Here is a 21,232-nt window from a genome sequence, read left to right on the forward strand (position 1 = left end):
GGACAAGGCAAGCATGCGTCAGGCACCCCGCTCTGCCCTGCCGGGCATCTCCCCCTCAAGGGGAGAGATCGTCAGTTTCAATGACGGCATGAACTCTGCCCGCCCGGCAATTGGCGAAATCGCGAAAGAGAGCTGATCTCCCCTTTTGAGGGGGAGATGTCCGGCAGGACAGAGGGGGGTGGCTGGGCGCACGCCTCTCAGGCTCGGACTGCGGACGGATTCAAGGCCTCACCTGTCCCGACCCGCGTACGCGGTATTTGAACGAGGTCAGCTGCTCGACGCCGACCGGCCCGCGTGCATGCATCTTGCCGGTGGCGATGCCGATCTCGGCGCCCATGCCGAACTCGCCGCCATCGGCAAACTGCGTCGAGGCGTTGTGCAGAAGGATCGCCGAATCGATCTCGTTGAAGAACCGTTCGACGGCGTTTGCATCCTCGGCGATGATCGCCTCGGTGTGATGCGAGGAAAAATTCTCGATATGCTCGATCGCGCCGCCAATGCCGTCGACCAGCTTCACAGCAATGATGGCGTCGAGGTATTCGGTCACCCAGTCTGCATCGGTCGCCGGCTGGGCATCGGCATAAAGCTTCAGCACCTCGGCATCGGCATGGATCTCGCAGCCTGCCGCCTGTAGAGCCTCGAGGATCGGCACCAGGTGCGTGCCGGCGACGGCACGGTCGACCAGCAGCGTCTCGGCAGCACCACACACCCCGGTGCGCCGCATCTTGGCATTGACCGCGATCTTGACCGCCATGTCGAGATCGGCCGATCGGTCGATATAGAGATGGCAGATGCCCTCGAGATGCGCGAACACCGGCACCCGTGCCTCGTTCTGCACACGCTCGACCAGGCTGCGGCCGCCGCGCGGAATGATGACCTCGAGATTGCCGGAAAGCCCTTTCAGCATTTCGCCGACGGCGCCGCGATCGGTGGTCGGCACCAATTGTATGGCATCCTCCGGCAGCCCGGCTGCCTTCAGCCCCTCGACCAGGCAGGCATGGATCGCGGCGGAAGAATTCGCCGAATCCGAGCCGCCGCGCAGGATCACCGGGTTGCCCGCCTTGAGGCAGAGAGCGCCGGCATCGGCGGTCACGTTAGGCCGGCTCTCATAGATGACGCCGACGACGCCGAGCGGCGTGCGCACCCGTTCGATATGCAACCCGTTCGGCCGGTCCCATGCGGCAATGACATCGCCGACCGGATCGCTGAGGTTTGCGATCTCGCGGATACCGTCGGCCATGGCCCGGATGCGGGCGGGATCGAGCTTCAGCCGGTCCATCGACGCTGCCGATAGGCCAGCCTCCTCGCCATTCCTGATATCGATGGCATTGGCGTCGAGGATATCCTGCTCATGCCGAAGGATAGCCTGAGCCATGCCGACCAGCGCCGCGCGCTTGCGCTCGGCCGCAGCTATGGCCAGCGGCCGGGCCGCGGCACGCGCGCGGCGGCCGATATCGGCCATCAGCGCCACGGTATCATCCCGGGATTTTTCATGCAGCGTCAGCATGGCTCATCCTCCGCTATGTAACCTGGTCACCGACTACTTGCTCGCCACCGGCATGGCTCACCACGAGGTCGTCGCGGTGGATCATCGCCGATCGCGCTTCGTAGCCGAGCACGGTTTCGATCTCGGTCGTCTTCAGCCCAGCGATCCTTACGGCATCGGCGGCATCATAGGCAACCAGCCCGCGCGCTATCTCGCGGCCCTCGGGCGACAGGATCGCCACCGTGTCGCCACGCGCAAAATTGCCGCTGACCAGTTTGACACCGGCCGGCAGCAGCGACTTGCCGGAGAGCAGCGCGCCGATGGCGCCGGCGTCGACGGTCAGCCGCCCCGCGGGTTCGAGCTGCCCGGCGATCCAGGTCTTGTAGCCTTTGACCGGATTGGCGCTCGGCCGGAAGAACGTGGCGCGCTCGCCGCGCTCGATTGCCAGCAGCGGCGACAGCCGCGTGCCCGATGTGATGATCATGGCGGTGCCGGCGGCGGTGGCGATCTTGCCGGCGTCGAGCTTGGTGCGCATGCCGCCGCGCGACAATTCCGAAGCGGCAGCACCCGCCATCGCCTCGATATCGGGGGTGATGCGGTCGACGACCGGAATGAACCGGGCTTGCGCATCACGCGCGGGCGGCGCTGTGTAGAGCCCGTCAATGTCGGAGAGCAGCACCAAAAGATCGGCGCCCATCATGGTGGCGACACGCGCCGCCAGCCGGTCATTGTCGCCATAGCGGATTTCGGAGGTGGCCACTGTGTCGTTCTCGTTGATGACCGGCACTGCCTTCATCTTGAGCAGCGTCGAGATCGTCGCCCGCGCGTTGAGATAGCGGCGGCGCTCTTCGGTGTCGCCGAGCGTCAACAGGATCTGGCCCGATTTCAAGCCATTCTTGCCGAGCGCATCCGACCAGGCGCCGGCCAAGGCGATCTGCCCGACGGCAGCAGCGGCCTGGCTCTCTTCGAGCTTCAGCGCCCGCTTGCCGAGACCGAGGATGGTGCGGCCGAGTGCAATCGCCCCGGAAGACACGACGAGAATTTCGGCGCCGCCATTGGCCAGCACGGCGATGTCGTTGGCAAGCGAGGCCAGCCAGTCGCGCTTCAGGCCCGCCGTGCGGTCGACAAGCAGCGCCGAGCCGATCTTGACGGCAATGCGCCGATAATTTTTCAGCGATTGCGCGGCCATGGCTATGTGTTCCAGCGCGTCTCGACCGGCGCAGCGACAGCCTCGCGCGCATCGGCCACCACAGCCATCAGCGCGCGCAACACCGCCTCGACGCCTTCGCCGGTGACCGCCGAAAGCAGCATCGGGGCGCGGCCGGCGGCGCGTTTCAGCGAGGCGGCTTTCGTCTTGCGCGCGGCGGCATCGAGTATGTCGACTTGGGAAAGCGCGACGATCTCGACCTTGTCGGTCAGCCCGTTGCCGTAGGCGTCGAGTTCGGCGCGCACGGTCTTGTAGGCCTTGGCCGGATTTTCTTCCTGCGCCGAGACAAGATGAAGAAGGACACGCGTGCGTTCGACATGGCCAAGGAAGCGGTCGCCGATGCCGACACCTTCATGCGCGCCTTCGATCAGGCCGGGAATGTCGGCGATGACGAATTCGCGCCCGTCGATGCGGGCAACGCCAAGGCCCGGATGCAGCGTGGTGAAGGGATAGTCGGCGATCTTCGGCTTGGCCGCGGTGACCGCCGCCAGGAAGGTCGACTTGCCGGCGTTGGGCAGCCCGACAAGGCCGGCATCGGCGATCAGCTTCAGCCTGAGCCAGATGTTGAGCTCTTCGCCCGGCAGTCCGGGATTGGCGCGGCGCGGCGCCTGGTTGGTCGAGGTCTTGAAATGCTGGTTGCCGAAGCCGCCATTGCCGCCCTTGGCCAAAAGAAAGCGCTGGCCGACAACCGTCAGATCGCAGATCAGCGTCTCATTGTCCTCGGCAAAGACCTGTGTTCCGGCCGGTACTTTCAGCGTCACGTCGGCACCCTTGGCGCCGGTCATGTTGCGGCCCATGCCGTGCGTCCCGGTCTTGGCCTTGAAATGCTGCTGGTAGCGATAGTCGATCAGCGTGTTCAGCCCATCGACCGCCTCGACCCAGACATCGCCGCCGCGGCCGCCATCGCCGCCGTCCGGGCCGCCGAACTCGATGAACTTTTCGCGCCGGAACGACACCGAACCGGCGCCGCCGTCGCCGGAGCGGATGTAGACCTTGGCTTGATCGAGAAATTTCATCGGATTGTATGGTTTCTGCTATTGGCTTTGCGGGATTGCTCTAAACCAAGGCGGGTCGAAGGGCGAGGGCCGTTTTTGCTACTGTAACGTCGCGCGTATCTCTAGACGCGTAGCATTTGGTTGACCGCTTGCCGAAAATCGATCCTCGGCTTTTCAAGCGCGAGATGTCGGAATGAAGCTGGTAACTTACAATATCCACTACGGCGTCGGCCTCGACGGCCGCTATGATGTCGGCCGTATCGCCGATGCCGTGCGCGGCGCCGACGTGATCGCGCTGCAGGAGGTTACCCGCGCCAACCCGAAGAATGGCGGCCGCGACATGGTGGCCGAGCTCGGCGAGGCACTGCCCGACTATTTTGCCGTCTACGGCAGCAACTTCGAAGCCGACGCCGGCTCGCGCCTGGAGAACGGCCGCGCCATCACGACCACCTTCCAGCTCGGCAACATGGTGCTGTCGAGGACGCCGATCCATCTGTCGCGCAATCTCCTTTTGCCGCGCAGCCGCAGTTTCGAGGCGATGAACTTCCAGCGCGGCGCGTTGGAGGCGCTGATCGAAACGCCGCTTGGTCCGATGCGCTTCTATTCCACCCATCTCGACCACCGCAGCCCGGTTGAACGCCTGAGCCAGATCCGCTTTCTGCGCCAGCGCCTGTTGAACTACCCGCTCGAGGGCGGCGGGCTCTCCGGCGTCGCCGAGATCGGCTTGCCGGAGCTGCCTTGTCCCGATGGCTTCGTCGTCATGGGCGACTTCAACATGCTCGCCGGATCGCCGGAACATGTCGAACTCGCCGGCCAGCCTGACCATGAATTCGGCATGCCGGTGACCGCCGACCTCGCCGTCGATGCCGCCGCGCGCCTCGGCGTTGCCGACGCCGATCTCGTCACCTGGGTCGACCCCAAGCGGCCGGGCGATACCAGCCGCCACAAGCGCATCGACTACATCTTCACCAGCGCTTCGTTTGCCAAATCGCTGAGGCGCCTGTGGGTCGACCGGCAAGTGGCCGGTTCGGATCACTTGCCGGTCTGGCTCGAGATGACGTGACATCAACGTTGGTCCGCAATCTTTCGCGCCGAGGTGTGTCGAGATTCAGGTCAGGCCGTGCCGAGAGTGGTGGCTTCCGAGAACCGGAGCGGAGCGTACTTAAAGTACGTGAGCACCGGAAGCGCAGGAAGCCGCCATTCGCAGGCCGGCATCACCTGAATATCGGCATGCCTCAGAAATGCACCCAGTTCCGCAGGCTGGTCCAGGTCTTGCGATCGAGGCGGTAGCGCTCGACCGGCACCTGGCCGGCAACGATCGAATTCAGCATGCCCTGGCCGGCATACTGGAAGCCGCATTTGTGGATGACCCGGCGCGAGGCCGGATTGATAACCCGCGTCGAGGCGTGCAGCACCTGGATCGTGGTTCTCTGGAAGGCAAGGTCGACCAGTGCGTGCGCTGCTTCCGTCGCATAGCCGCGTTTCCAGTACGGCTCGCCGATCCAGTAGCCGAGCTCCAGCCCACGATCCGTAGTGTTGAGCCCGGCACAGCCGACGAAGGTCTCGGTGCCGGCCAGCGTCAACGCATAGGCGATTCCGGCCCGGCGCGATGCCGTCATGGCCAGGAAAGCGCGTGCCTCGGCCTCGCCATAGGGATGCGGCATGCGGGCCAGCATTTCCGCGACATGTCGGTTGTCCGCGAGCGCCACCAATTGCTCGATGTCGCTTTCACGCGGGGCACGCATGACCAGCCGCTCGGTCGCGAGCACCGGACAATCTATCGTGTAACTTTCGTCGTCTATCGCTTCCGCTTCGGCAACCATGTCAAAGTCCTCCAGGCAAGAAAAAAGGGAGATGGCAACCCATCTCCCCTGATCCTTTTCCTGGCTTGGCCAGACACCGGTCCCGAGATGGGTGCCGGTGTTCTCGTGCGGAACCGGCTACTCCGCTGCCTTCGTCATCGGGTTCACCGATACGTAGGTTCGGCCATTGGCTTTTTTGTTGAAGGTGACTGCGCCAGCTTCCAGCGCAAACAGCGTGTGGTCCGTGCCAATGCCGACATTAGTGCCGGGATGCCACGTCGTGCCACGCTGACGAATGATGATGTTGCCCGGAATCACGGCTTCGCCGCCGAACTTCTTCACGCCGAGCCGCTTGGAATGGGAGTCGCGACCATTGCGCGACGATCCGCCAGCTTTCTTGTGTGCCATCTAACTACTCCGATGCGCCGCGAGGCGCCTGAACGATCTTATGAACGCGTTCGCGTTCCGTTTCAAGTGCGATCCGGCGACGATTGCGCCGGTCCGTTCTACTTCTTCGCCAATTCCTTGGCCTGCTCGCGCCAATCCTTGATCTGGTCGGCGCTGAACGGCATATGCTCGTCGATCTTGGCGACATCCTTGTCGGACAGCTTGGCGATCTGGGCGAAGGTGGTGATGCCCTGTTCGTTGAGCTGGCCGGCGGCAACCGGGCCGATGCCCTTGATCGCCGTCAGGTCGTCCGGCTCGCCCTTCGGCGCCTTGAACAACGGTGCGGCGGCTTCGGCAGTCTTGTCCTCGGTCGTCTCAGCCTTGGCTTCCTTCTTCGGCGCAGCCTCTGCCTTCGCTGCGGCCTTCGGCGCGGCTTCAGCCTTCGCCTCGGTCTTGGCCGCAACCTCGGCCTTCGCTTCGGTCTTGGCTGCGGCCTTCTTCGCCGGCTTGGCGCCACCCAGCAGGATCTCGGCGATCCTGACGGTGGTCAAAAGCTGGCGATGGCCGATCTTGCGGCGCGAATTCTGCCGACGGCGCTTCTTGAAGGCGATGACGGTGCGGTTCTTGCCCTGCTCGACGACTTCGGCGGTGACCATCGCACCATCGACGAACGGCGCGCCGAACGTGACGTTCTCGCCCTCGCCATGCGCGAGCACATTGCCGATTTCGACGATATCGCCGACATTGGCTTCGAGTTTTTCGATCTTCAGGAGATCGTTGGCGGCAACGCGATACTGCTTGCCGCCCGTTTTGATGACTGCGAACATTTTTTGCCTTTCGCTGTTCGGTCGGCCTTGATGAACCGCTTCAGGCGGTTCGGCCGTCTTTTTGTCAGTCTGCGGGTCCAAAAAACAAGCGGCGCGGAAGATCCCTCCACGCCGATTGCGCGCTGTCCCTAACCGAAGGTTCGGCTTGAGTCAAGGCAAGCGCCGCGGGCAAGAGGCGGATGAGTTGAGCCCAGTCCGCCAAATATCGAACAGCGGCTACCGGAGTGTTGAAGAAAGCACGAACGGGAACCTGCGGCGCCGGGGCAGATTGGCCCTTGTAACCTGCCTGTCCAGCCGTTATCTAGTGCGCCGCGCCGGCAACGGCGGACCATGACCGCGGAGAGGTGGCAGAGTGGTCGAATGCACCGCACTCGAAATGCGGCATGGGTGCAAGCCCATCGGGGGTTCGAATCCCTCCCTCTCCGCCAGTGATCCTAATTTCATTTTGTGATTTTTGCCTGCCGAACTCAGCCATAATCGCTCGTGACGGCGCGAAGCTCAATTGCAGTCCTGCGACGATTCTACCGGAACAGCGGGTGAGCGCATGGCGGCTGGGTGCTGTTGCGAGCAGTTGCTGATCAAAACGCGGTGACTTGTTTCTGGGGCGGCAAGTCCACCAAAATCACCGAGCGATGCACTAACTGCTGGAGTGCGCCCCGCCTTCGACGTATAAATGGCGCTACATTCCGGGAGGAAGAGCCGTGAATGCAGTGCCTCAATGGCGGCTCGCAGGCGACTGGTTCGACATCTGCAGCTGCGATATCCCTTGCCCTTGCGAGTTCGCCCAGCGGCCGACCGGCAATCACTGCCAGGGCGTGCTCGCCTGGCATGTACGCGAGGGTCAGTATGGCGACGTGAAGCTCGACGGCCTGTCGCTGGTGGCGCTCGGCGAGTACGAAGGTAATCTATGGGCCGGCGAGGCAAAGGCCGTGATGGGCATGTACCTCGACGAGAAGGCGAACGAGCGGCAACGTGAAGCCCTGCAGGCGATCTTCGGTGGGCAGGCCGGCGGCTGGCCGGCGGGCTTTGCCGCCAACATCGGCGAGATGCGTGGCATGGAGTTCGTGCCGATCACTTTCGAAGTGGCGGGCGACCTCGCCACCTGGCGGGTCGAGATTCCTGGCCTCGTCGTCGGGCATGCGGAAGCGCTTTCAGGTCCGACAACACCACCCGGCAAGCGGGTGCAGACGATCAACCCGCCGGGCTCGGAGGTCGGCCCGGGCCAGGTTGCCACCTGGGGGCGTTCGGTCGAGGTGAGCACTAAAGGCTTCGGGCTCGACTGGACGGGCACGGCGCGCTCGAGCAAACACATTCCGTTCGACTGGACCGGCCCGAACTAGGGCGTGCCGATGCCTGACGCGTTTCCCGGGAAATCGTGGCGGCTCCGGAATTTGCGTGGCATGCCGCTCGGCCTTTTGGTATCGCTCGTCGTGCTAACAGCGGCAGCGTGGGCGCTGACCCTCAGCATGGATATGCCTATGGGCATTGCGGTGCGCGGCGGGATGGAGGGTATGGAAGGCATGGCCGGCATGGCGACGGCCGGAATTGCCGCCGACGGCTGGTCGCTCGCCGGCGCCGCAGCCTTTCTTGCTGTATGGACGGTGATGATGGCTGCTATGATGCTGCCGGCGGCCGCGCCCATGATCTTTATGTTCGCGGCGGCGCAGGCCAGGCGCGAACATAACGTCGCCATCCCGGCGTGGATATTCGTCGCCGGCTACATGCTCGTCTGGGCGGCGGCGGGCCTTCTCGTGTATGTCCTGGTCCAGCTCGGAAGCGAGTTTGCGACGAGCCTCGATCCGCCTCAGCGTTCGAAATGGGCGCCGCTCGGGCTCGGTATAACGCTTGGCGTCGCCGGGCTCTACCAATTCACGACCCTCAAGCACATTTGCCTCAGCCATTGCCGTTCGCCGCTCGCTTTCGTTGCGCAGCATTGGCGCGACGGGCGGGTTGGCGCACTCGAGATGGGGCTGCGGCACGGGCTCTATTGCTTTGGTTGCTGCTGGGCTCTGTTTGCCGTGCTGGTCGCGGTGGGCATCATGAGCGTCGCCTGGATGCTGCTGTTGACGCTGGTCGTCTTCGTCGAGAAGCTGCTGCAGCGCGGCCGGCGCTTCGAAGTTGCTTTGGGCATTGCGCTGATAGCCCTCGGGATCGCTGTATCGTTCGGCGCGATCGAGATGCCCTGGATGAGCGGCTGGCACACGGGGCGCGGAGTCGCTCCAGGAGTGGTCACGACGCCGAACATCTTTGGATTCACGCTGGGCAGGCCTTCGGCCGACCGGATCATCGCAATCGCCGCACGGCTCTAGGCGTTTGCACCAACTGCGCTATCTCCCCATCGTTAGCCTTGTTCTATCGCTGGTTGAAGATCGGGAGGTTTCCATGGATCGGCGACTATTTTTGACAGGAATGTTTGGCATTGCCGGGGCTGCGGCCCTTGCAAGCACAGTTCGGCCAATCAACGCAGTGGCCGGCGTTCCAACTGCCAGAAGCGGCATTCTCGATGAACTCGAGGCGCCGGATGTCGAGACCTTCGACGACGACGAAACTCAAGCAGAGTTGCAACCAGTCTATCATCGCCGGTGGCACCGGCCGCGTCGCCGCCGCCGGCGCGGTTGGAGAAGGGTCTGTCGCGTTTACTGGCGAAACGGCTATCGGCGCAGGCGGTGCTTCCGCAGGCGCGTGTGGGTCTGGTTTCGGTTCTAGCAACTGGCCGGCTTGAACCCTGGCCATCGCGGCCGGGGTTTTCGCCTCAGGCGGCCGTTAGCGCCCTTAGGGAGCTTTCCTAAGGGCGCGGAGGAGGCTGACGGTGTTTGCAGGTTTCAGAGCCACCAGCCTACGACTGGACGATACGACGATTTTCGCAAGGGTCGGCGGCGCCGGTCCGCCGCTGCTGCTTCTTCACGGCTTTCCAGAGACACATCTGATGTGGAGGGATATCGCCGCAGCCTTGGCGCACCGCTTCACGGTGGTCGCCGCCGACCTTCGAGGCTATGGGCAAAGCGGATGCCCGGTTTCCTCTGCCGATCATAGCCCATACGCCAAACGCGCCATGGCCGGCGACATGGTTCAAGTCATGAAGCAGCTGGGGTTTGAGCGGTTCATGGTTGCCGGGCATGATCGTGGCGGGCGGGTTGCCTATTGTCTGGCGCTCGACCATCCCGACAAAGTCCTCAAGATCGCCGTCCTCGACATCATCCCCACCGCCGCAACATGGGATCGGGCGGATGCCAGACTGGCGCTCGGCTTCTGGCCCTGGAGCCTTCTTGCTCAGCCGGAGCCCCTGCCGGAGCGTCTGATAGGCGCGGCTCCCGATGCCGTCGTCGACGATGCGATGACGCAGTGGGGATCTTCGGCGAAAATGGTCTCCAAAGAGGTCAGGAACGCCTATGTTGATGCGCTTGGCGATCCCGCGCATATTCATGCCATCTGCGAAGAGTATCGCGCCGCTGCGACGATCGATCGTGAACATGACGCGCTGGACCAGGCAAACGGTCGTCGCATCGAGTGTCCGCTACTGGCGCTATGGAGTGGCGAAGGTGCTCTGGAGAACTGGTATGCGCAAGAAGGCGGGCCGCTGGTCATCTGGGGGAAATGGGCCGACAGAGTGGAAGGGCGCGCTGTCCAAGGCGGGCACTTTTTCCCAGAAGAGCACCCCGACAAGACGGCAGCGGCTCTCTCGGAATTCTTCGAAGAAAAACAGGACGGTCAGCACGGAGTGTTGTAGAGGTCACATGCTTCAGTTACGCGGAACCTCGGGAGCCCTTCGCCGCCCGAGATCGAGAACCCTCCGAAATCCGCCGTCCGGCATCAACGTGCTTGATAAGGGAATGAAGGCGACCTCCACGGCCACGCCTGTAATGTGCAGCCTGATGTTTGTCGCAAGTTGCGCATCGCCTTTGCCGGCATCCCTTGATGCTGCGAAATACGACAAGATGAGTTGCGTCGAGCTCAACGTGGCGATAGGCGCGGTCGCCGACGAAATGTCGGCAACGGCCATTGCTCGCGGCAAAGTCGTCCACACCAACATTCCGGGCTGGCTGTTGGGAGGACAGCGTGTCGCCGCGACCGTCGCTGCCCGGCAGAGTGCGAAGATCGAGCGCTTGCGGCAGCAGGAGGCGGCGATTGCGGCGGCGAGACGAAGCAGGTGCTAATCGTCTCTTAGCCGTTCGATAAAACGCCTCTTGTGGATATGGCGATCGCGGATCTCCTGCAGCCTGCGAGCAAAATCGTGGGTCGTGCCACATTCCTCTGCGATTGCCTTGAGGTCGAACAGGAGGCCGGCGGCCTTGTCGTAGCCGGAAGAGTTGCGGCGCTCGATCTCGCTCTCGACCTCACGCCAGACGCTGTCGCCGCGCCGCGAGAGCGCATCGAGCCGGATACGGCGGGCGCGCGCCTCTTCGGCCGCCTGCAGTTTTCTCTCAGCCTCTCGCTGCTCCTCCTGCCCGCGCTCGCGGGCCTGACGGATTGCCTCGGCACGGGCACGCAGTTCGCCGGCCGAGCGTGGAACCGAGGGCACGGTGGCCTCCAACCCAGAGACTTTCAACATCGAGCGATCCCGGACCAACGCCCGAAGCTCGTTTTCAACATGCGGATCGCCGTCGACGAGACGAACGAGCAGCGTCGTCGTTTCATGATCGGACAGGGCGCCGACTGAGCGCCGGAGCATATCCGGCGACAATTCCGTTGTCGTGCCGGCGAGACGCTCGGCCGCCGCAGCGACGAGGTCGGCGTCGAGCCGAAAGAAGCGTGCGAAAGCGTCGAGCGCGGGCGTCATCGGGCCGATCCCCGGCAAAGGCTCCGCCTCGTCCGGCTCGACGGAACCGGTCTCGGCCGTCTTCAGCCACAGCAGGTAGAAAAGCCTCAAATCGCCGCCGAGCACATCGGCGCGCAGCGGCGCCAGTGCTTCGAGCCAGTGCGAGTCGTCGTCCCAATCATCCCAATCGTTCGCAGGTTCCAGTTCTTCGCACAGAATGTCGACGATCAGGTTCTCTCCCGATGCGCTGATCGCGAGGCAGTCGACCGCATGCAGGAATCCCTCGAGGCGCTGCCGATCGACCAATCGCGCTGGAATCCGGATCATCAGCCGGTGGGTGCCCCAATTCGCCAAATAGAGATGAAGATCGAACCAACGCCGCATCAACGCGACCGGGTCGCCTTTGAAGTCGCCCCACTCGTAGAAATTCGTGAAGCTCGTGGCCGTAATCCGCGCCCGCGTCGACACATCGCGCAATGCCCGGCGATCCGCTTCGCTGAGTGGGCGGTCGACCGCCCGAAACTCGTAGTATTGATACTCGCTCATGGTTGCTTGGCTGCTGGGCGATTCTCGTCTCACAGGTCAGTTCAGGATAGAGCTGTGTCGAGGCCGAGATCGCCCCGCCTGGCACTTTCTTCCACAGGAATTTGCCGTTTGTGCGGATGAATTGTTGAAAGGCAGCCGGTCTATCGTAGATTTGGCAAGCGCGAACGGCAGCGAGGATGCCATGAAGAAGGAAGAACTGGAATCCGTCCTTGGCCGGGGCAAGCCCGGCTTCGATCTCGGTCCGATAGAAGATCAACTACATGCCGTGGCAAACGAGCAGCAATTGCCGGATGTCGCAGTCATTCACTGCATAGCGAGAATTGAAGAATCGGCTCCGGCGCTGCGTGCCGTCCTCACGAGAGCGGCCGAAGGAGGGCCTCTGTCGCGGGATGATCAGATGCTGCTCTTGCGAGGCATCTACATTCTGGGCGGCGCTCGCGATACTGGAACGTTCGAGCCCTTGTTGCGCTTGCTGCGCCGGCCGGGACGCGACCTCGATGACCTGCTCGGCGACGTGGTGACCGAGGGCATGGCGCGCATCGTCGCCGGCGTGTTTAATGGCGACGCCGACGCTTTGTTCAGCTTGATCAGCGACCGCTCCGTCGATGAATTCGTCCGCGATGCAGTTTTGGGCGCAGCGACCTTCCTGACCTGGGAAGGCCGCATCGAACGTGACCGAATGCGAGATTTTCTCGAGCGATTCCACGCCGAGAGGCTGGCCGATGACGACGATTTCGCCTGGATCGCCTGGCTGGCCGCGATCGCCCAGCTTGGCTTGCGCGATCTGGCGTCGCTTGTTTACAGCGCATGGGACGACGGCCGCATCCCCGAAGGAATAATCGACCGCAGTGATTTCGAAGACGATCTGCTGGCCGCCGAGCAAAGCCCGAACGACGTCGATCGATTCGAGCGCGCCGATCTCGGCTATATCGACGATGTGGTTGAAGCGCTGGAATGGACCAGCCATCTTGAGTATTTTGGCGAGGAAGATTGGCAATCGCCCTTGCCGGAACAAACTTCGCCGGAACAAACTTGGCTCGACGAGTTGTCGAGATTGACAGCGCCGGTCACAAATCCTTGGCGCCATGTCGGACGAAATGATCCGTGTCCCTGTGGAAGCGGCAAGAAAGCAAAGAAATGCTGCCTCGCAAACTAACCTGTTGCAGCGCCGCGCGATTGCGAATCTGATTTTTGGCTAGAGCGGGACGCGTTCACAATTGAACCGTGCATCCCGCTCTATCTATTTGTTTTAGCCGCATTTCTGCGACGCCAAGTGATTCCACTTGGCTGCAAAATGCTCTATCCTCACGCCGGTCCAGCGGATTGATGCGCAGCGATCGCGCCGAGGAATATCTCGCCGAAATCCTTGAGCTTGGCCGCGCCGACGCCGTTGACCGCGGCGAAGGCGCCCAGATCACGCGGGCAGCGTTCGGCCATATCGATCAGCGTACGATCCGAAAAGATCACGAAGGCCGGCACCTGGCGTTCCCGGGCAAGACGCAGCCGTACAGCCTTGAGCGCAGCCAGCAGCGCCGAATCCAGACCTTCCGTGCCTGCTGCGGTATCCTCAGGACGTATCTTGCCTCGCGATGACTGGCGCGCGTCCACGCGATACCGGAACGAGGCCTCGCCCCGAGCCAGCGCACGGCCCTTCTCGGCAATGGCGAGGCCGCCATGGCCGGCTGGGTCCAATGTCAGGAACCCTCCCGCGACGAGCTGGCGGACCAGCGACAGCCACACGTTTTTCTTGTGCGCCACACCGGTGCCGAAGCTGGCAAGCCTATGGTGGTTCCTGTCTAGAACCTTCTCGGTTTCGTGGCCGAGCAGGACATCGACGACATGGGCGGCGCCAAAGCGCTCGCCGGTCTGTGTGATCGCCGCCAGAATGGTCCGCGCCTCCGCCTCGCCATCCGCATGCGGCGCCTGGTCGAGGCAGTTGTCGCAATTGCCGCAAGGCGAAGCACTTTCGCCGAAATAGCCAAGCAGGATCTGACGGCGGCACTGCGTCGTCTCGCAATAGCCGATCAGCGTATCGAGCCGGCCATGCGCGCGCCTTTTGTGCTCAGCCGGCGCGTCCTCGTCTTCGATGAAAAGCCGGCGCATGCGGATATCGCCGAGACCGAAGAGCATATGTGCCTCGGCCGCCCGCCCGTCGCGGCCCGCCCGCCCGATTTCCTGATAATAGGCCTCAAGACTGCCCGGCAGGTCGGTGTGGAAGACATAGGCGACATCCGGCTTGTCGATCCCCATGCCGAAGGCGATGGTCGCCACCATCACCACGCCGGACAAAGTCATGAAAGCGTTTTGATTCGCTTCACGTGCGTCCTTGCTCATCCCGGCATGATAGGCGAGCGCGCGTACGCCGTTCCGCTCGAGGAACGCCGCCATCTCTTCGGTCTTTTTGCGCGACAGGCAATAGACGATCCCGCTGCGGCCCGCATGGCGCTGCACGAAGCCTAGCAACTGGCGCTTGCTGTCCTGCTTGGGCTCAATGCTTAGCTTGATGTTCGGCCGGTCGAAGCCGAGCACCACGGTATCGACGCGCCCGTCGAACAGTTGCGCGGCAATGTCGGTGCGCGTCGTCTCGTCCGCCGTCGCCGTCAGCGCAATGATCGGCACATCGGGGAAGATGCCGCGCAGCCGTGACAATTCTTCGTATTCGCGCCGGAACGCCGGTCCCCATTGCGAGATGCAATGTGCCTCGTCGATGGCGATCAGCCGGACATCGAGCCTGATCAACGCCTCGAGCATTCGCACCGTCATGAGCCGCTCCGGTGCAAGGTAGAGCAGGCGCGTCTGGCCTGCCGCGACGCGGCGCCATGCAGCGACATTGGCATCGCGGTCGAGTGAGGAATTGATCGTATCGGCCGCCACGCCGGCAAGGCGCAATGCGGCGACCTGATCCTGCATCAGGGCCACTAGCGGCGAAACGACAATGGTGAGCCCGCCCAGCACCAGCGCCGGGACCTGGTAGCAGAGCGATTTGCCGGCGCCGGTCGGCATGACAGCCAGCACATGGCGCCCGGCCAGCAGCGCCTCCATCACAGCCGCTTGGCCGAGACGAAAATCATCGAAGCCGAATACATCCTTCAGGACGCGCCGCTTGGAATCCTCCGGCGGGATGCTCGCTGCTGCCTGCATTACAGAACTTTCGCGGACACGGCCTGCCGAAATTTCCAGGCGAATCGCCAGGTGATTGCCTGGACAGCAGATTCGAACATTTATCGACCCCTCCGGTCCTCCTCGGCACCGCCTGAAGCGAACCTCTCTCTCATTGGCCGATATCAGACCGTCGTTCCAGCCCCTATTCGCTTTGGCTGTGAATATCGCGCCGCCTCGGAGCGGTTAATCCTATCTTCACCATCATTCGGCAGGTTCAGGTTCTGCGGTGATGTTTTGAGTACCGCGGCGCCACAAGCGCCCAGGCAACACGCCCGCGTCTCTCCGGAGGCGCGGGTTTTTCGTTCCGAGAACCGGCTGCCTGATCTTCGGGCCAGCGGCTCAGTCGAGGAAATCGGCGCGGTGCGGCGTAAAACTGTCGACCAGTCGTCCCGCCTCCAGCGCCGTGACGCCATGGACAAGGTTGGACGGAACGATGAAGCTGCTTCCGGCCTCCAGGATCTCGGTCCTGCCGTCGATGGTGACCTCGAAGCGGCCCTCGGCGACGTAGCTCGCCTGGACATGCGGGTGCGAATGCAGCGCGCCGACGCCGCCCTTGTCGAAACCGAACTCGACCATCATCAGTTCATCGGTGTGCAGGAGCACGCGCCGGCGGTTGCCGTCGGGCGTCGGCGTCCACGCACCCTCGCCGGCATGCGAGAAGATTTTGGTTCCGGTCATCGCCAAACTCTCATTTTTGTTGTTCATCGCGCCAGCCAGCCGCCGTCCACCGGCACCACCGCGCCATGCATATAGTTCGACGCCGGCGCCAGCAGGAAGACGGCTGCGTCGCCGATGTCCTCCGGCGCGCCCCAGCGCCCGGCCGGAATGCGCGCCAGGATCGACGCGCTGCGGTCGGGATCGGCGCGCAGCGCCTCGGTATTGTTGGTCTCGATATAGCCAGGTGCAATGCCATTGACGTTGATGCCCTTTGCCGCCCATTCGCATGCCAGCAGCCGGGTAATGCCGAGCACGCCATGTTTGGAGGCGGTGTAGGAAGCGACGCGGATGCCGCCCTGAAAACTCAGCACCGAAGCGATGTTGACGATCTTGCCGCGCCGCGCCGGATCGGCGAGCACGCGCCTGGCAAAGCGCTGGCTGAGGAAGAATACCGTCTTCAGATTGACACCGATGACGTCGTCCCAGTCGGCTTCGGTCAGTTCGACCGCATCGGCACGCCGGATGATGCCCGCATTGTTGACCAGGCCATCGAGCGGTCCGGTGTCGTCCCAGATGCGATCAAGCATCGCCTGGGCAGCTGCATCATCGCCAAGATCGCAGCGGATCGCCTCGAAGCGGCCGCCGGCTGCCGCAATCTTCTCCGCCGTCTCGTCCATCGCCGAGCGGCCGACGCCGACCACCGCGCCGCCGGCGCGCGTGATCGACACGGCGATGCCCTGGCCGATGCCGGTATTGGCGCCGGTGACGAGGATACGCTTACCGGCGAGGCTGAATGCGGAGAGGTCGCTCACTTGAGCTCCTCCACTGCCACCAGGTCGACATCGGTATAGTCGACATTGTCGCCGGCCATCGCCCAGATGAAGGCGTAGTTCGAGGTGCCGGCGCCCGAATGGATCGACCATCCCGGCGACAGTACCGCCTCCTCGTTGCGCATGACGAGATGGCGCGTTTCGTCCGGTTCGCCCATGAAGTGAAACACCCGTGCCGCCTCCGGCAGGTCGAAATAGAGATAGGCCTCCATGCGCCGGTCATGCACATGGCATGGCATGGTGTTCCAGACCGAACCGGAGGCAAGCTGGGTCATGCCGACGACAAGCTGACAAGTCTTTACGCCATCGGCATGGATGAACTGGAAGATCGAGCGCTCGTTGGAAGTCGCCTGGCCGCCGAGATCGAGCCGCTTGGCATCGCCGATGCGGATCAGCCGGTTGGGGTGGCTCTGGTGCGCCGGCGCGCTGAGCAGGTAGAACTTAGCCGGCTCAGCCGGGTTGGTCGCAGCGAACGATACCTCATCCGTGCCCATGCCGAGATAGAGCATGTCGCGCGCCTGCAGCTCGTAGGATTGACCGCCGGCTGTCACGATGCCGGCGCCGGCGATGTTGACGATGATCATCTCACGGCGGTCGAGAAAATTCTTGGTTCCGGTCGGCTTGATCGCCTGCAGCGTCAGCGGTGTACCGGCGGGCATGGCGCCGCCGACGATCATGCGGTCGTAATGGGTGTAGGTCAGGCTGATGCGGCCGTGCTGGAACAAGTCCTCGATCAGGAAATTGTGACGCAGTTCGTCCGTTCCCATGGCTGCGGCAGAAACAGGATCGATGGCGAAGCGGGAGGTGAAATCCGTATGATTGTCAGTGTGATTCATTGCTGTCCCATGGGGCTGCCTCAATTGCTTATTCGGTTGCCGCGGCCTTGACCGAGTCGGCATAAAAAACCTGGCGCGCGTGCAGGCGCTCGCGATAGCGCTGCTGGCTGGCACCGAGATGCGCGCGCATCGCCTCCCGGGCCGCCTCGGCATCGCCTGCCGAGATGGCATTGAGGATCACCAGATGCTCACGCTGCAGGCCGCGCTGATAGGCGTCCGATTGGGCGATCTCGGTCGACCAGGGCGAGGTCACGTCGCAAGGAATGGCGCGTCGGCCGAGCACGTCGAGCATCTCGACATAAAATGGATTGTTGGTGGCGCTGGCGATTGCGCGGTGGAAGGCAAGGTCGGCCGGTCCCGTCGGCTCGCTATTGAGGAGCAGCCGCTCGAATTCGAAGAAGGCTTCCTGGATCGCCGCTTCCTGCGCGGCGTTGCGGCGGATGGCCGCGAGCCCGGCGGATTCGATCTCGATCGCCAATCTGACTTCGAGCACGTTGAGGGCGATCGAGTCCTTGCTGCCCATCTCCGCTGCCAGAGCACCGAACGCTGTCGAGATATGCTCGGTGACGAAGACGCCGGCGCCTTGGCGTGGTTCGACCAGGCCGTCCGCGGCAAGCTTGGCCAGCGCCTCGCGTATCACGGTGCGGCTGACCCCGAAGGTTTCAGTCAGCTGACCCTCTGTCGGCAGCTTTTGCCCCGGCTGGATCTCGCCCGCCTGCAACTGCTTGCGGATCGCCGCGACGACCGTTTCCGAAAGCTTCGGTCTTCGTTCGACGCGGAGCCCGACTGCGGTATCCGAGGCCATGTCGCACCCCCTATTTGAAGACGCTCGGCAGCCATAGCGAAATGGCCGGAATGTAAGTGACGAGCGCCAGCACCACGAGACCTGCCGCATAGAACGGCCAGATCGAGCGCATCGATTCCCAGACGGATATCTTGCCCACTGCACACGCCACGAACTGCACTGCGCCCACCGGCGGCGTGTTCAGTCCGATGCCGAAATTGAGGATCATGATGACGCCGAAATGCACCGGATCGACGCCGTAGGCCTGCGCCACGGGCAGGAAGATCGGCGTGCAAATGATGATCGTCGGCCCCATGTCCATGAACGTGCCGAGGAACAGCATCAAGAGGTTGAGCAGGAGAAGCACGACCAGCGGATCGTCCGAGATCGCGTTCATGGAGGCTATCAACGCTGCCGGCACTTTCAGGAAGGCCATCAGCCACGAGAACGCCGCCGCCATGCCGATGATGAGCAGCACCATGGCCGTGGTGCGCACGGCGCCATGGGTGGCATGAACGAACCCTTCCCAGGTCATCTGCCGGTAAACGAAGACGGTCACGAGCAACGCATAGATGACGGCGATACAGGAACTCTCGGTGGCGGTGAAAACGCCCGATCGCACGCCGCCGAAGATGATCGCGATCAGCAGCAGGCCGGGCACCGCAACGGCGAAAAGATGCGCGACGGCGGCGAAGCCCGGAAACGCCTCGGTCGGATAGCCGCGGGAGCGCGCCACGATATAGGCGGTGACCATCAGCGACAGGGCCAGTAGCAGGCCCGGGATGATACCGGCCGTGAACAGATCGGCGATGGAGATCTTTCCGCCTGCCGAGATCGAGTAGATGATCATGTTGTGCGACGGCGGCAGCAGCAGCGCAATCAGCGCCGCCATCGACGTGACGTTGACGGCGTAGTCCGCTCCATATCCACGCGCCTTCATCTGCGGGATCATCAGGCCGCCGACCGCCGCTGCCTCCGCAACCGCCGAGCCGGAAATGCCGCCGAACAGTGTTGCGGTGGCGATGTTGACCTGGCCGAGCCCGCCGCGCAAATGGCCGACGAGCGAGCCGGCGAAGGCAACGATCTTGCTGGCGATGCCGCCGCGCACCATCAAGTCGCCGGCGTAGATGAAAAACGGAATGGCCAGCAGCGAAAAGACGCTCATGCCGGAATTCAGGCGCTGGAACACGATGAGCGGCGGCAGGCCCATATAAAGGACGGTGGCAAGGCTTGCGACGCCGAGGCAAAAAGCGATCGGCGTGCCGATGAGCATCAGCAGAGTGAAGACGCCGAAGAGAATCCACAGTTCCATGGCGTCAGACCTTCACGTTGGCGGTGTCGAGTTCGGCTGCGACTTCCGCGGGCGGCAATTCATCGAGGGCATCGTCGATCGGCGCGCCGGAGAGGCGAAGCACGATGCGCTCCAGTGTGAAAAGCACGATGAGCGCGCCTCCGGCGACAAGCGGGACGTAGTCCCAGCCCCCCGATATGCCGAGTGACGGCAAGACGGAGCCCCAGGTCAATGCGACCAGCTGGCTGCCATACCAGATCATGCCGATGCCGAAGGCGAGCGCGACGAGGTCCGAAATCATCCGCAGCCAGCGCTTGCCGCCTTTCGGCAGCACGTAGAGCAGGACGTCGAAGCCAAGATGGTAGTTCTCGCGCACACCGACGGCAGCGCCGAGGAAAATGAACCAGCTCATCAGCATCACCGAGCCGGGCTCGGTCCAGCTCGGCGAGCGGTTCAGAACATAGCGGCCGAACACCTGCCAGGCGACGAAGGCGGTCATCAGCACCAGCCCGATGCCGGCGATCGACAGCGCCGCCGTGCTGACGCGCGACATCACTTGCGCGACGCCGGACAGGAGCGGTGTTGGTTTTGGGCTGGACGTCACCGGTTTTCTCCCCAGGAGGATGGCGGCGCGGAATGTCCGCGCCGCCGCTTGATCACTGCACGGCCTTGATGGCTTCGACCATGGCCTTCAGCTTGTCGTCCTTGACATGCTTCTCGTAGACCGGGCCCATCGCATCGATGAAGGGCTGCTTGTCCGGCGTCGTGATCTGCGAACCGGCCGCCTCTACCTTGGCGCGCGATTCCTTGACCTTGGCGGTCCATAGCTCGCGCTGCTTGGCGACGCTTTCCTTGGCGGCCGCCTTGAAGATCGCCTGGTCTTCCGGCGTCAGCTTGTCCCAGCTCGACTTAGCCATGACGAAGGCTTCCGGCACCATCGTGTGCTCGTCGAGCGAATAGTACTTGGCGACTTCCGCGTGCTTGGCAGTGTCGTAGCTCGGAAAATTGTTTTCCGCGCCGTCGATGACCCCGGTCTCGATCGCCGAATATACTTCGCCATACGGCATCGGCGTCGCGTTGGCGCCGAGTGCCGCCACCATGTCGACGAAGATGTCGGACTGGATAACGCGGAACTTCATGCCGGCAATATCGGCGACGGTGTTGATCGGCTTCTTCGAATTGTAGAAGGAGCGCGAACCCCCGTCGTAAAAGGCGAGCAGTACCAGCCCGACCTGGTCGAACGCCGCCGCGATCTGGTCGCCGATCGCCCCGTCCATGACCTTGTGCATGTGCTCTTCCGAACGGAAGATGTAGGGCAGCGAGGGCACGGTGGTCTCCGGGATGAGCCCGTTGAACGGCGCCATTGAGACGCGGTTGAGATCGATCACGCCGGTGCGCACCTGCTCGATCGTGTCCTTTTCCTCGCCGAGTTGCGCGGAAGGATAGATCTCGACCACATAGCGGCCTGCCGTGCGCTCCTTCACCAGCTCGCCGAAATATTTGACCGCCTCGACCGTCGGATAGCCGTCCGGGTGCGTGTCGGACGAGCGCAGGACCGTCTGGGCGCTTGCCGTTCCGGCCAGCAGTGCGGCGGCAAGTAGCGTAGCTCCCGCCAATCTCGAAAAATGCAGCATTGGTTTCCTCCCGTTTTGAACGATGGCGGCAA

The 21,232-nt window shown here is 63.2% G+C and carries 21 protein-coding genes and 1 tRNA gene; 7 read left to right on the forward strand and 15 right to left on the reverse strand.

The genetic code is table 11. The features are described 5' to 3' along the window. Positions 1-220 precede the first annotated feature (220 nt). The 3 genes from NKI19_RS04240 to obgE are packed head-to-tail and all read right to left on the reverse strand — an operon-like array spanning position 221 to position 3,709. Positions 221-1,507, reverse strand: coding sequence for a glutamate-5-semialdehyde dehydrogenase (locus NKI19_RS04240; protein ID WP_352489205.1), 1,287 nt, complete (start codon positions 1,505-1,507; stop codon positions 221-223). Positions 1,508-1,520: 13 nt separating this feature from the next. After that, the gene (gene proB / locus NKI19_RS04245) at positions 1,521-2,675 is read right to left on the reverse strand and encodes a glutamate 5-kinase (protein WP_352489204.1); all 1,155 of its coding nucleotides are present in this window, start codon (positions 2,673-2,675) and stop codon (positions 1,521-1,523) included. Positions 2,676-2,677: 2 nt separating this feature from the next. After that, entirely contained in the window at positions 2,678-3,709 is a 1,032-nt protein-coding gene (gene obgE / locus NKI19_RS04250; protein ID WP_352465645.1) for a GTPase ObgE, read from the reverse strand. Positions 3,710-3,881: 172 nt separating this feature from the next. On the opposite strand from obgE, the gene NKI19_RS04255 reads away from it, so the two are divergent. After that, the gene (locus tag NKI19_RS04255; protein WP_352489203.1) at positions 3,882-4,751 is read left to right on the forward strand and encodes an endonuclease/exonuclease/phosphatase family protein; all 870 of its coding nucleotides are present in this window, start codon (positions 3,882-3,884) and stop codon (positions 4,749-4,751) included. 172 nt (positions 4,752-4,923) lie between these two features. On the opposite strand, the gene NKI19_RS04260 is transcribed toward NKI19_RS04255, so the two are convergent. The 3 genes from NKI19_RS04260 to NKI19_RS04270 all read right to left on the reverse strand — a co-directional run bounded on the left by NKI19_RS04260 (position 4,924) and on the right by NKI19_RS04270 (position 6,704). Further along, positions 4,924-5,511: a GNAT family N-acetyltransferase gene (locus tag NKI19_RS04260; protein ID WP_352489202.1), complete on the reverse strand. Its 588-nt coding sequence runs from the start codon at positions 5,509-5,511 to the stop codon at positions 4,924-4,926. A 117-nt stretch (positions 5,512-5,628) separates the two neighbouring features. After that, complete coding sequence (gene rpmA, locus NKI19_RS04265; RefSeq protein ID WP_023678077.1) at positions 5,629-5,898, reverse strand: 50S ribosomal protein L27; 270 nt, start codon at positions 5,896-5,898, stop codon at positions 5,629-5,631. A gap of 98 nt (positions 5,899-5,996) precedes the next feature. Continuing rightward, positions 5,997-6,704 carry a 50S ribosomal protein L21 gene (locus NKI19_RS04270; protein ID WP_352489201.1) on the reverse strand — a complete coding sequence of 236 codons (708 nt, stop codon included), beginning with the start codon at positions 6,702-6,704 and terminating at the stop codon, positions 5,997-5,999. Positions 6,705-7,042: 338 nt separating this feature from the next. On the opposite strand from NKI19_RS04270, the gene NKI19_RS04275 reads away from it, so the two are divergent. From NKI19_RS04275 to NKI19_RS04295, 5 genes are all read left to right on the forward strand, one after another. Further along, positions 7,043-7,132 (forward strand) — tRNA-Ser (locus NKI19_RS04275). Positions 7,133-7,405: 273 nt separating this feature from the next. Beyond that, positions 7,406-8,044: a DUF1326 domain-containing protein gene (locus NKI19_RS04280; RefSeq protein ID WP_352489200.1), complete on the forward strand. Its 639-nt coding sequence runs from the start codon at positions 7,406-7,408 to the stop codon at positions 8,042-8,044. Between the two features lie 60 nt (positions 8,045-8,104). Next, positions 8,105-9,013 carry a DUF2182 domain-containing protein gene (locus NKI19_RS04285; RefSeq protein WP_352489199.1) on the forward strand — a complete coding sequence of 303 codons (909 nt, stop codon included), beginning with the start codon at positions 8,105-8,107 and terminating at the stop codon, positions 9,011-9,013. A gap of 500 nt (positions 9,014-9,513) precedes the next feature. Further along, positions 9,514-10,431: an alpha/beta fold hydrolase gene (locus NKI19_RS04290; protein WP_352489198.1), complete on the forward strand. Its 918-nt coding sequence runs from the start codon at positions 9,514-9,516 to the stop codon at positions 10,429-10,431. A 172-nt stretch (positions 10,432-10,603) separates the two neighbouring features. Then, a complete protein-coding gene (locus tag NKI19_RS04295; RefSeq protein ID WP_352489197.1) occupies positions 10,604-10,858 on the forward strand; it encodes a hypothetical protein in 255 nt (84 codons plus the stop codon). Here the strand turns inward: NKI19_RS04295 and NKI19_RS04300 are convergent. Next, positions 10,855-12,006 (reverse strand): hypothetical protein, encoded by a 1,152-nt coding sequence (locus NKI19_RS04300; RefSeq protein ID WP_352489196.1) that lies wholly within the window; start codon positions 12,004-12,006, stop codon positions 10,855-10,857. The genes NKI19_RS04295 and NKI19_RS04300 overlap by 4 nt on opposite strands. 181 nt (positions 12,007-12,187) lie before the next feature. Here NKI19_RS04300 and NKI19_RS04305 point away from each other — a divergent pair, with 181 nt between their 5' ends. Then, positions 12,188-13,162: a DUF1186 domain-containing protein gene (locus NKI19_RS04305; protein WP_352489195.1), complete on the forward strand. Its 975-nt coding sequence runs from the start codon at positions 12,188-12,190 to the stop codon at positions 13,160-13,162. A gap of 149 nt (positions 13,163-13,311) precedes the next feature. Here NKI19_RS04305 and recQ read toward each other — a convergent pair whose 3' ends face one another. From recQ to NKI19_RS04345, 8 genes are all read right to left on the reverse strand, one after another. Beyond that, positions 13,312-15,147: a DNA helicase RecQ gene (recQ, locus tag NKI19_RS04310; protein ID WP_352489194.1), complete on the reverse strand. Its 1,836-nt coding sequence runs from the start codon at positions 15,145-15,147 to the stop codon at positions 13,312-13,314. A gap of 360 nt (positions 15,148-15,507) precedes the next feature. Further along, the gene (locus NKI19_RS04315) at positions 15,508-15,846 is read right to left on the reverse strand and encodes a cupin domain-containing protein (protein WP_352489193.1); all 339 of its coding nucleotides are present in this window, start codon (positions 15,844-15,846) and stop codon (positions 15,508-15,510) included. A 23-nt stretch (positions 15,847-15,869) separates the two neighbouring features. Further along, on the reverse strand, positions 15,870-16,637 hold the full coding sequence (gene kduD, locus NKI19_RS04320) for a 2-dehydro-3-deoxy-D-gluconate 5-dehydrogenase KduD (RefSeq protein WP_352489192.1): 768 nt from the start codon (positions 16,635-16,637) through the stop codon (positions 15,870-15,872). Beyond that, positions 16,634-17,491 carry a 5-dehydro-4-deoxy-D-glucuronate isomerase gene (gene kduI, locus NKI19_RS04325; protein ID WP_352489191.1) on the reverse strand — a complete coding sequence of 286 codons (858 nt, stop codon included), beginning with the start codon at positions 17,489-17,491 and terminating at the stop codon, positions 16,634-16,636. The genes kduD and kduI overlap by 4 nt, the downstream gene beginning before the upstream one ends. Positions 17,492-17,519: 28 nt before the next feature. Next, the gene (locus tag NKI19_RS04330) at positions 17,520-18,296 is read right to left on the reverse strand and encodes a FadR/GntR family transcriptional regulator (protein ID WP_352489190.1); all 777 of its coding nucleotides are present in this window, start codon (positions 18,294-18,296) and stop codon (positions 17,520-17,522) included. A 10-nt stretch (positions 18,297-18,306) separates the two neighbouring features. Further along, complete coding sequence (locus NKI19_RS04335; RefSeq protein WP_352489189.1) at positions 18,307-19,587, reverse strand: TRAP transporter large permease; 1,281 nt, start codon at positions 19,585-19,587, stop codon at positions 18,307-18,309. A gap of 4 nt (positions 19,588-19,591) precedes the next feature. Next, positions 19,592-20,119 carry a TRAP transporter small permease gene (locus NKI19_RS04340; protein WP_023719697.1) on the reverse strand — a complete coding sequence of 176 codons (528 nt, stop codon included), beginning with the start codon at positions 20,117-20,119 and terminating at the stop codon, positions 19,592-19,594. A gap of 103 nt (positions 20,120-20,222) precedes the next feature. Continuing rightward, positions 20,223-21,200, reverse strand: a complete 978-nt coding sequence (locus NKI19_RS04345) for a TRAP transporter substrate-binding protein (RefSeq protein WP_352564680.1) — start codon at positions 21,198-21,200, stop codon at positions 20,223-20,225. Between the last annotated feature and the right edge of the window lie 32 nt (positions 21,201-21,232).

The sequence above is a fragment of the Mesorhizobium sp. M0751 genome (assembly GCF_040320265.1).
Lineage (GTDB): Bacteria > Pseudomonadota > Alphaproteobacteria > Rhizobiales > Rhizobiaceae > Mesorhizobium.

Coding starts and splice junctions, on each gene's coding strand:
- NKI19_RS04300 (WP_352489196.1), bottom strand. CDS start 12,006: ATGAGCGAGTATCAATACTACGAGTTTCGGGCGGTCGACCGCCCACTC.
- NKI19_RS04270 (WP_352489201.1), bottom strand. CDS start 6,704: ATGTTCGCAGTCATCAAAACGGGCGGCAAGCAGTATCGCGTTGCCGCC.
- proB (WP_352489204.1), bottom strand. CDS start 2,675: ATGGCCGCGCAATCGCTGAAAAATTATCGGCGCATTGCCGTCAAGATC.
- NKI19_RS04285 (WP_352489199.1), top strand. CDS start 8,105: ATGCCGCTCGGCCTTTTGGTATCGCTCGTCGTGCTAACAGCGGCAGCG.
- NKI19_RS04340 (WP_023719697.1), bottom strand. CDS start 20,119: ATGTCGCGCGTCAGCACGGCGGCGCTGTCGATCGCCGGCATCGGGCTG.
- NKI19_RS04305 (WP_352489195.1), top strand. CDS start 12,188: ATGAAGAAGGAAGAACTGGAATCCGTCCTTGGCCGGGGCAAGCCCGGC.
- rpmA (WP_023678077.1), bottom strand. CDS start 5,898: ATGGCACACAAGAAAGCTGGCGGATCGTCGCGCAATGGTCGCGACTCC.
- obgE (WP_352465645.1), bottom strand. CDS start 3,709: ATGAAATTTCTCGATCAAGCCAAGGTCTACATCCGCTCCGGCGACGGC.
- NKI19_RS04255 (WP_352489203.1), top strand. CDS start 3,882: ATGAAGCTGGTAACTTACAATATCCACTACGGCGTCGGCCTCGACGGC.
- NKI19_RS04260 (WP_352489202.1), bottom strand. CDS start 5,511: ATGGTTGCCGAAGCGGAAGCGATAGACGACGAAAGTTACACGATAGAT.
- recQ (WP_352489194.1), bottom strand. CDS start 15,147: ATGCAGGCAGCAGCGAGCATCCCGCCGGAGGATTCCAAGCGGCGCGTC.
- kduI (WP_352489191.1), bottom strand. CDS start 17,491: ATGAATCACACTGACAATCATACGGATTTCACCTCCCGCTTCGCCATC.
- NKI19_RS04315 (WP_352489193.1), bottom strand. CDS start 15,846: ATGACCGGAACCAAAATCTTCTCGCATGCCGGCGAGGGTGCGTGGACG.
- NKI19_RS04345 (WP_352564680.1), bottom strand. CDS start 21,200: ATGCTGCATTTTTCGAGATTGGCGGGAGCTACGCTACTTGCCGCCGCA.
- NKI19_RS04330 (WP_352489190.1), bottom strand. CDS start 18,296: ATGGCCTCGGATACCGCAGTCGGGCTCCGCGTCGAACGAAGACCGAAG.
- NKI19_RS04240 (WP_352489205.1), bottom strand. CDS start 1,507: ATGCTGACGCTGCATGAAAAATCCCGGGATGATACCGTGGCGCTGATG.
- NKI19_RS04335 (WP_352489189.1), bottom strand. CDS start 19,587: ATGGAACTGTGGATTCTCTTCGGCGTCTTCACTCTGCTGATGCTCATC.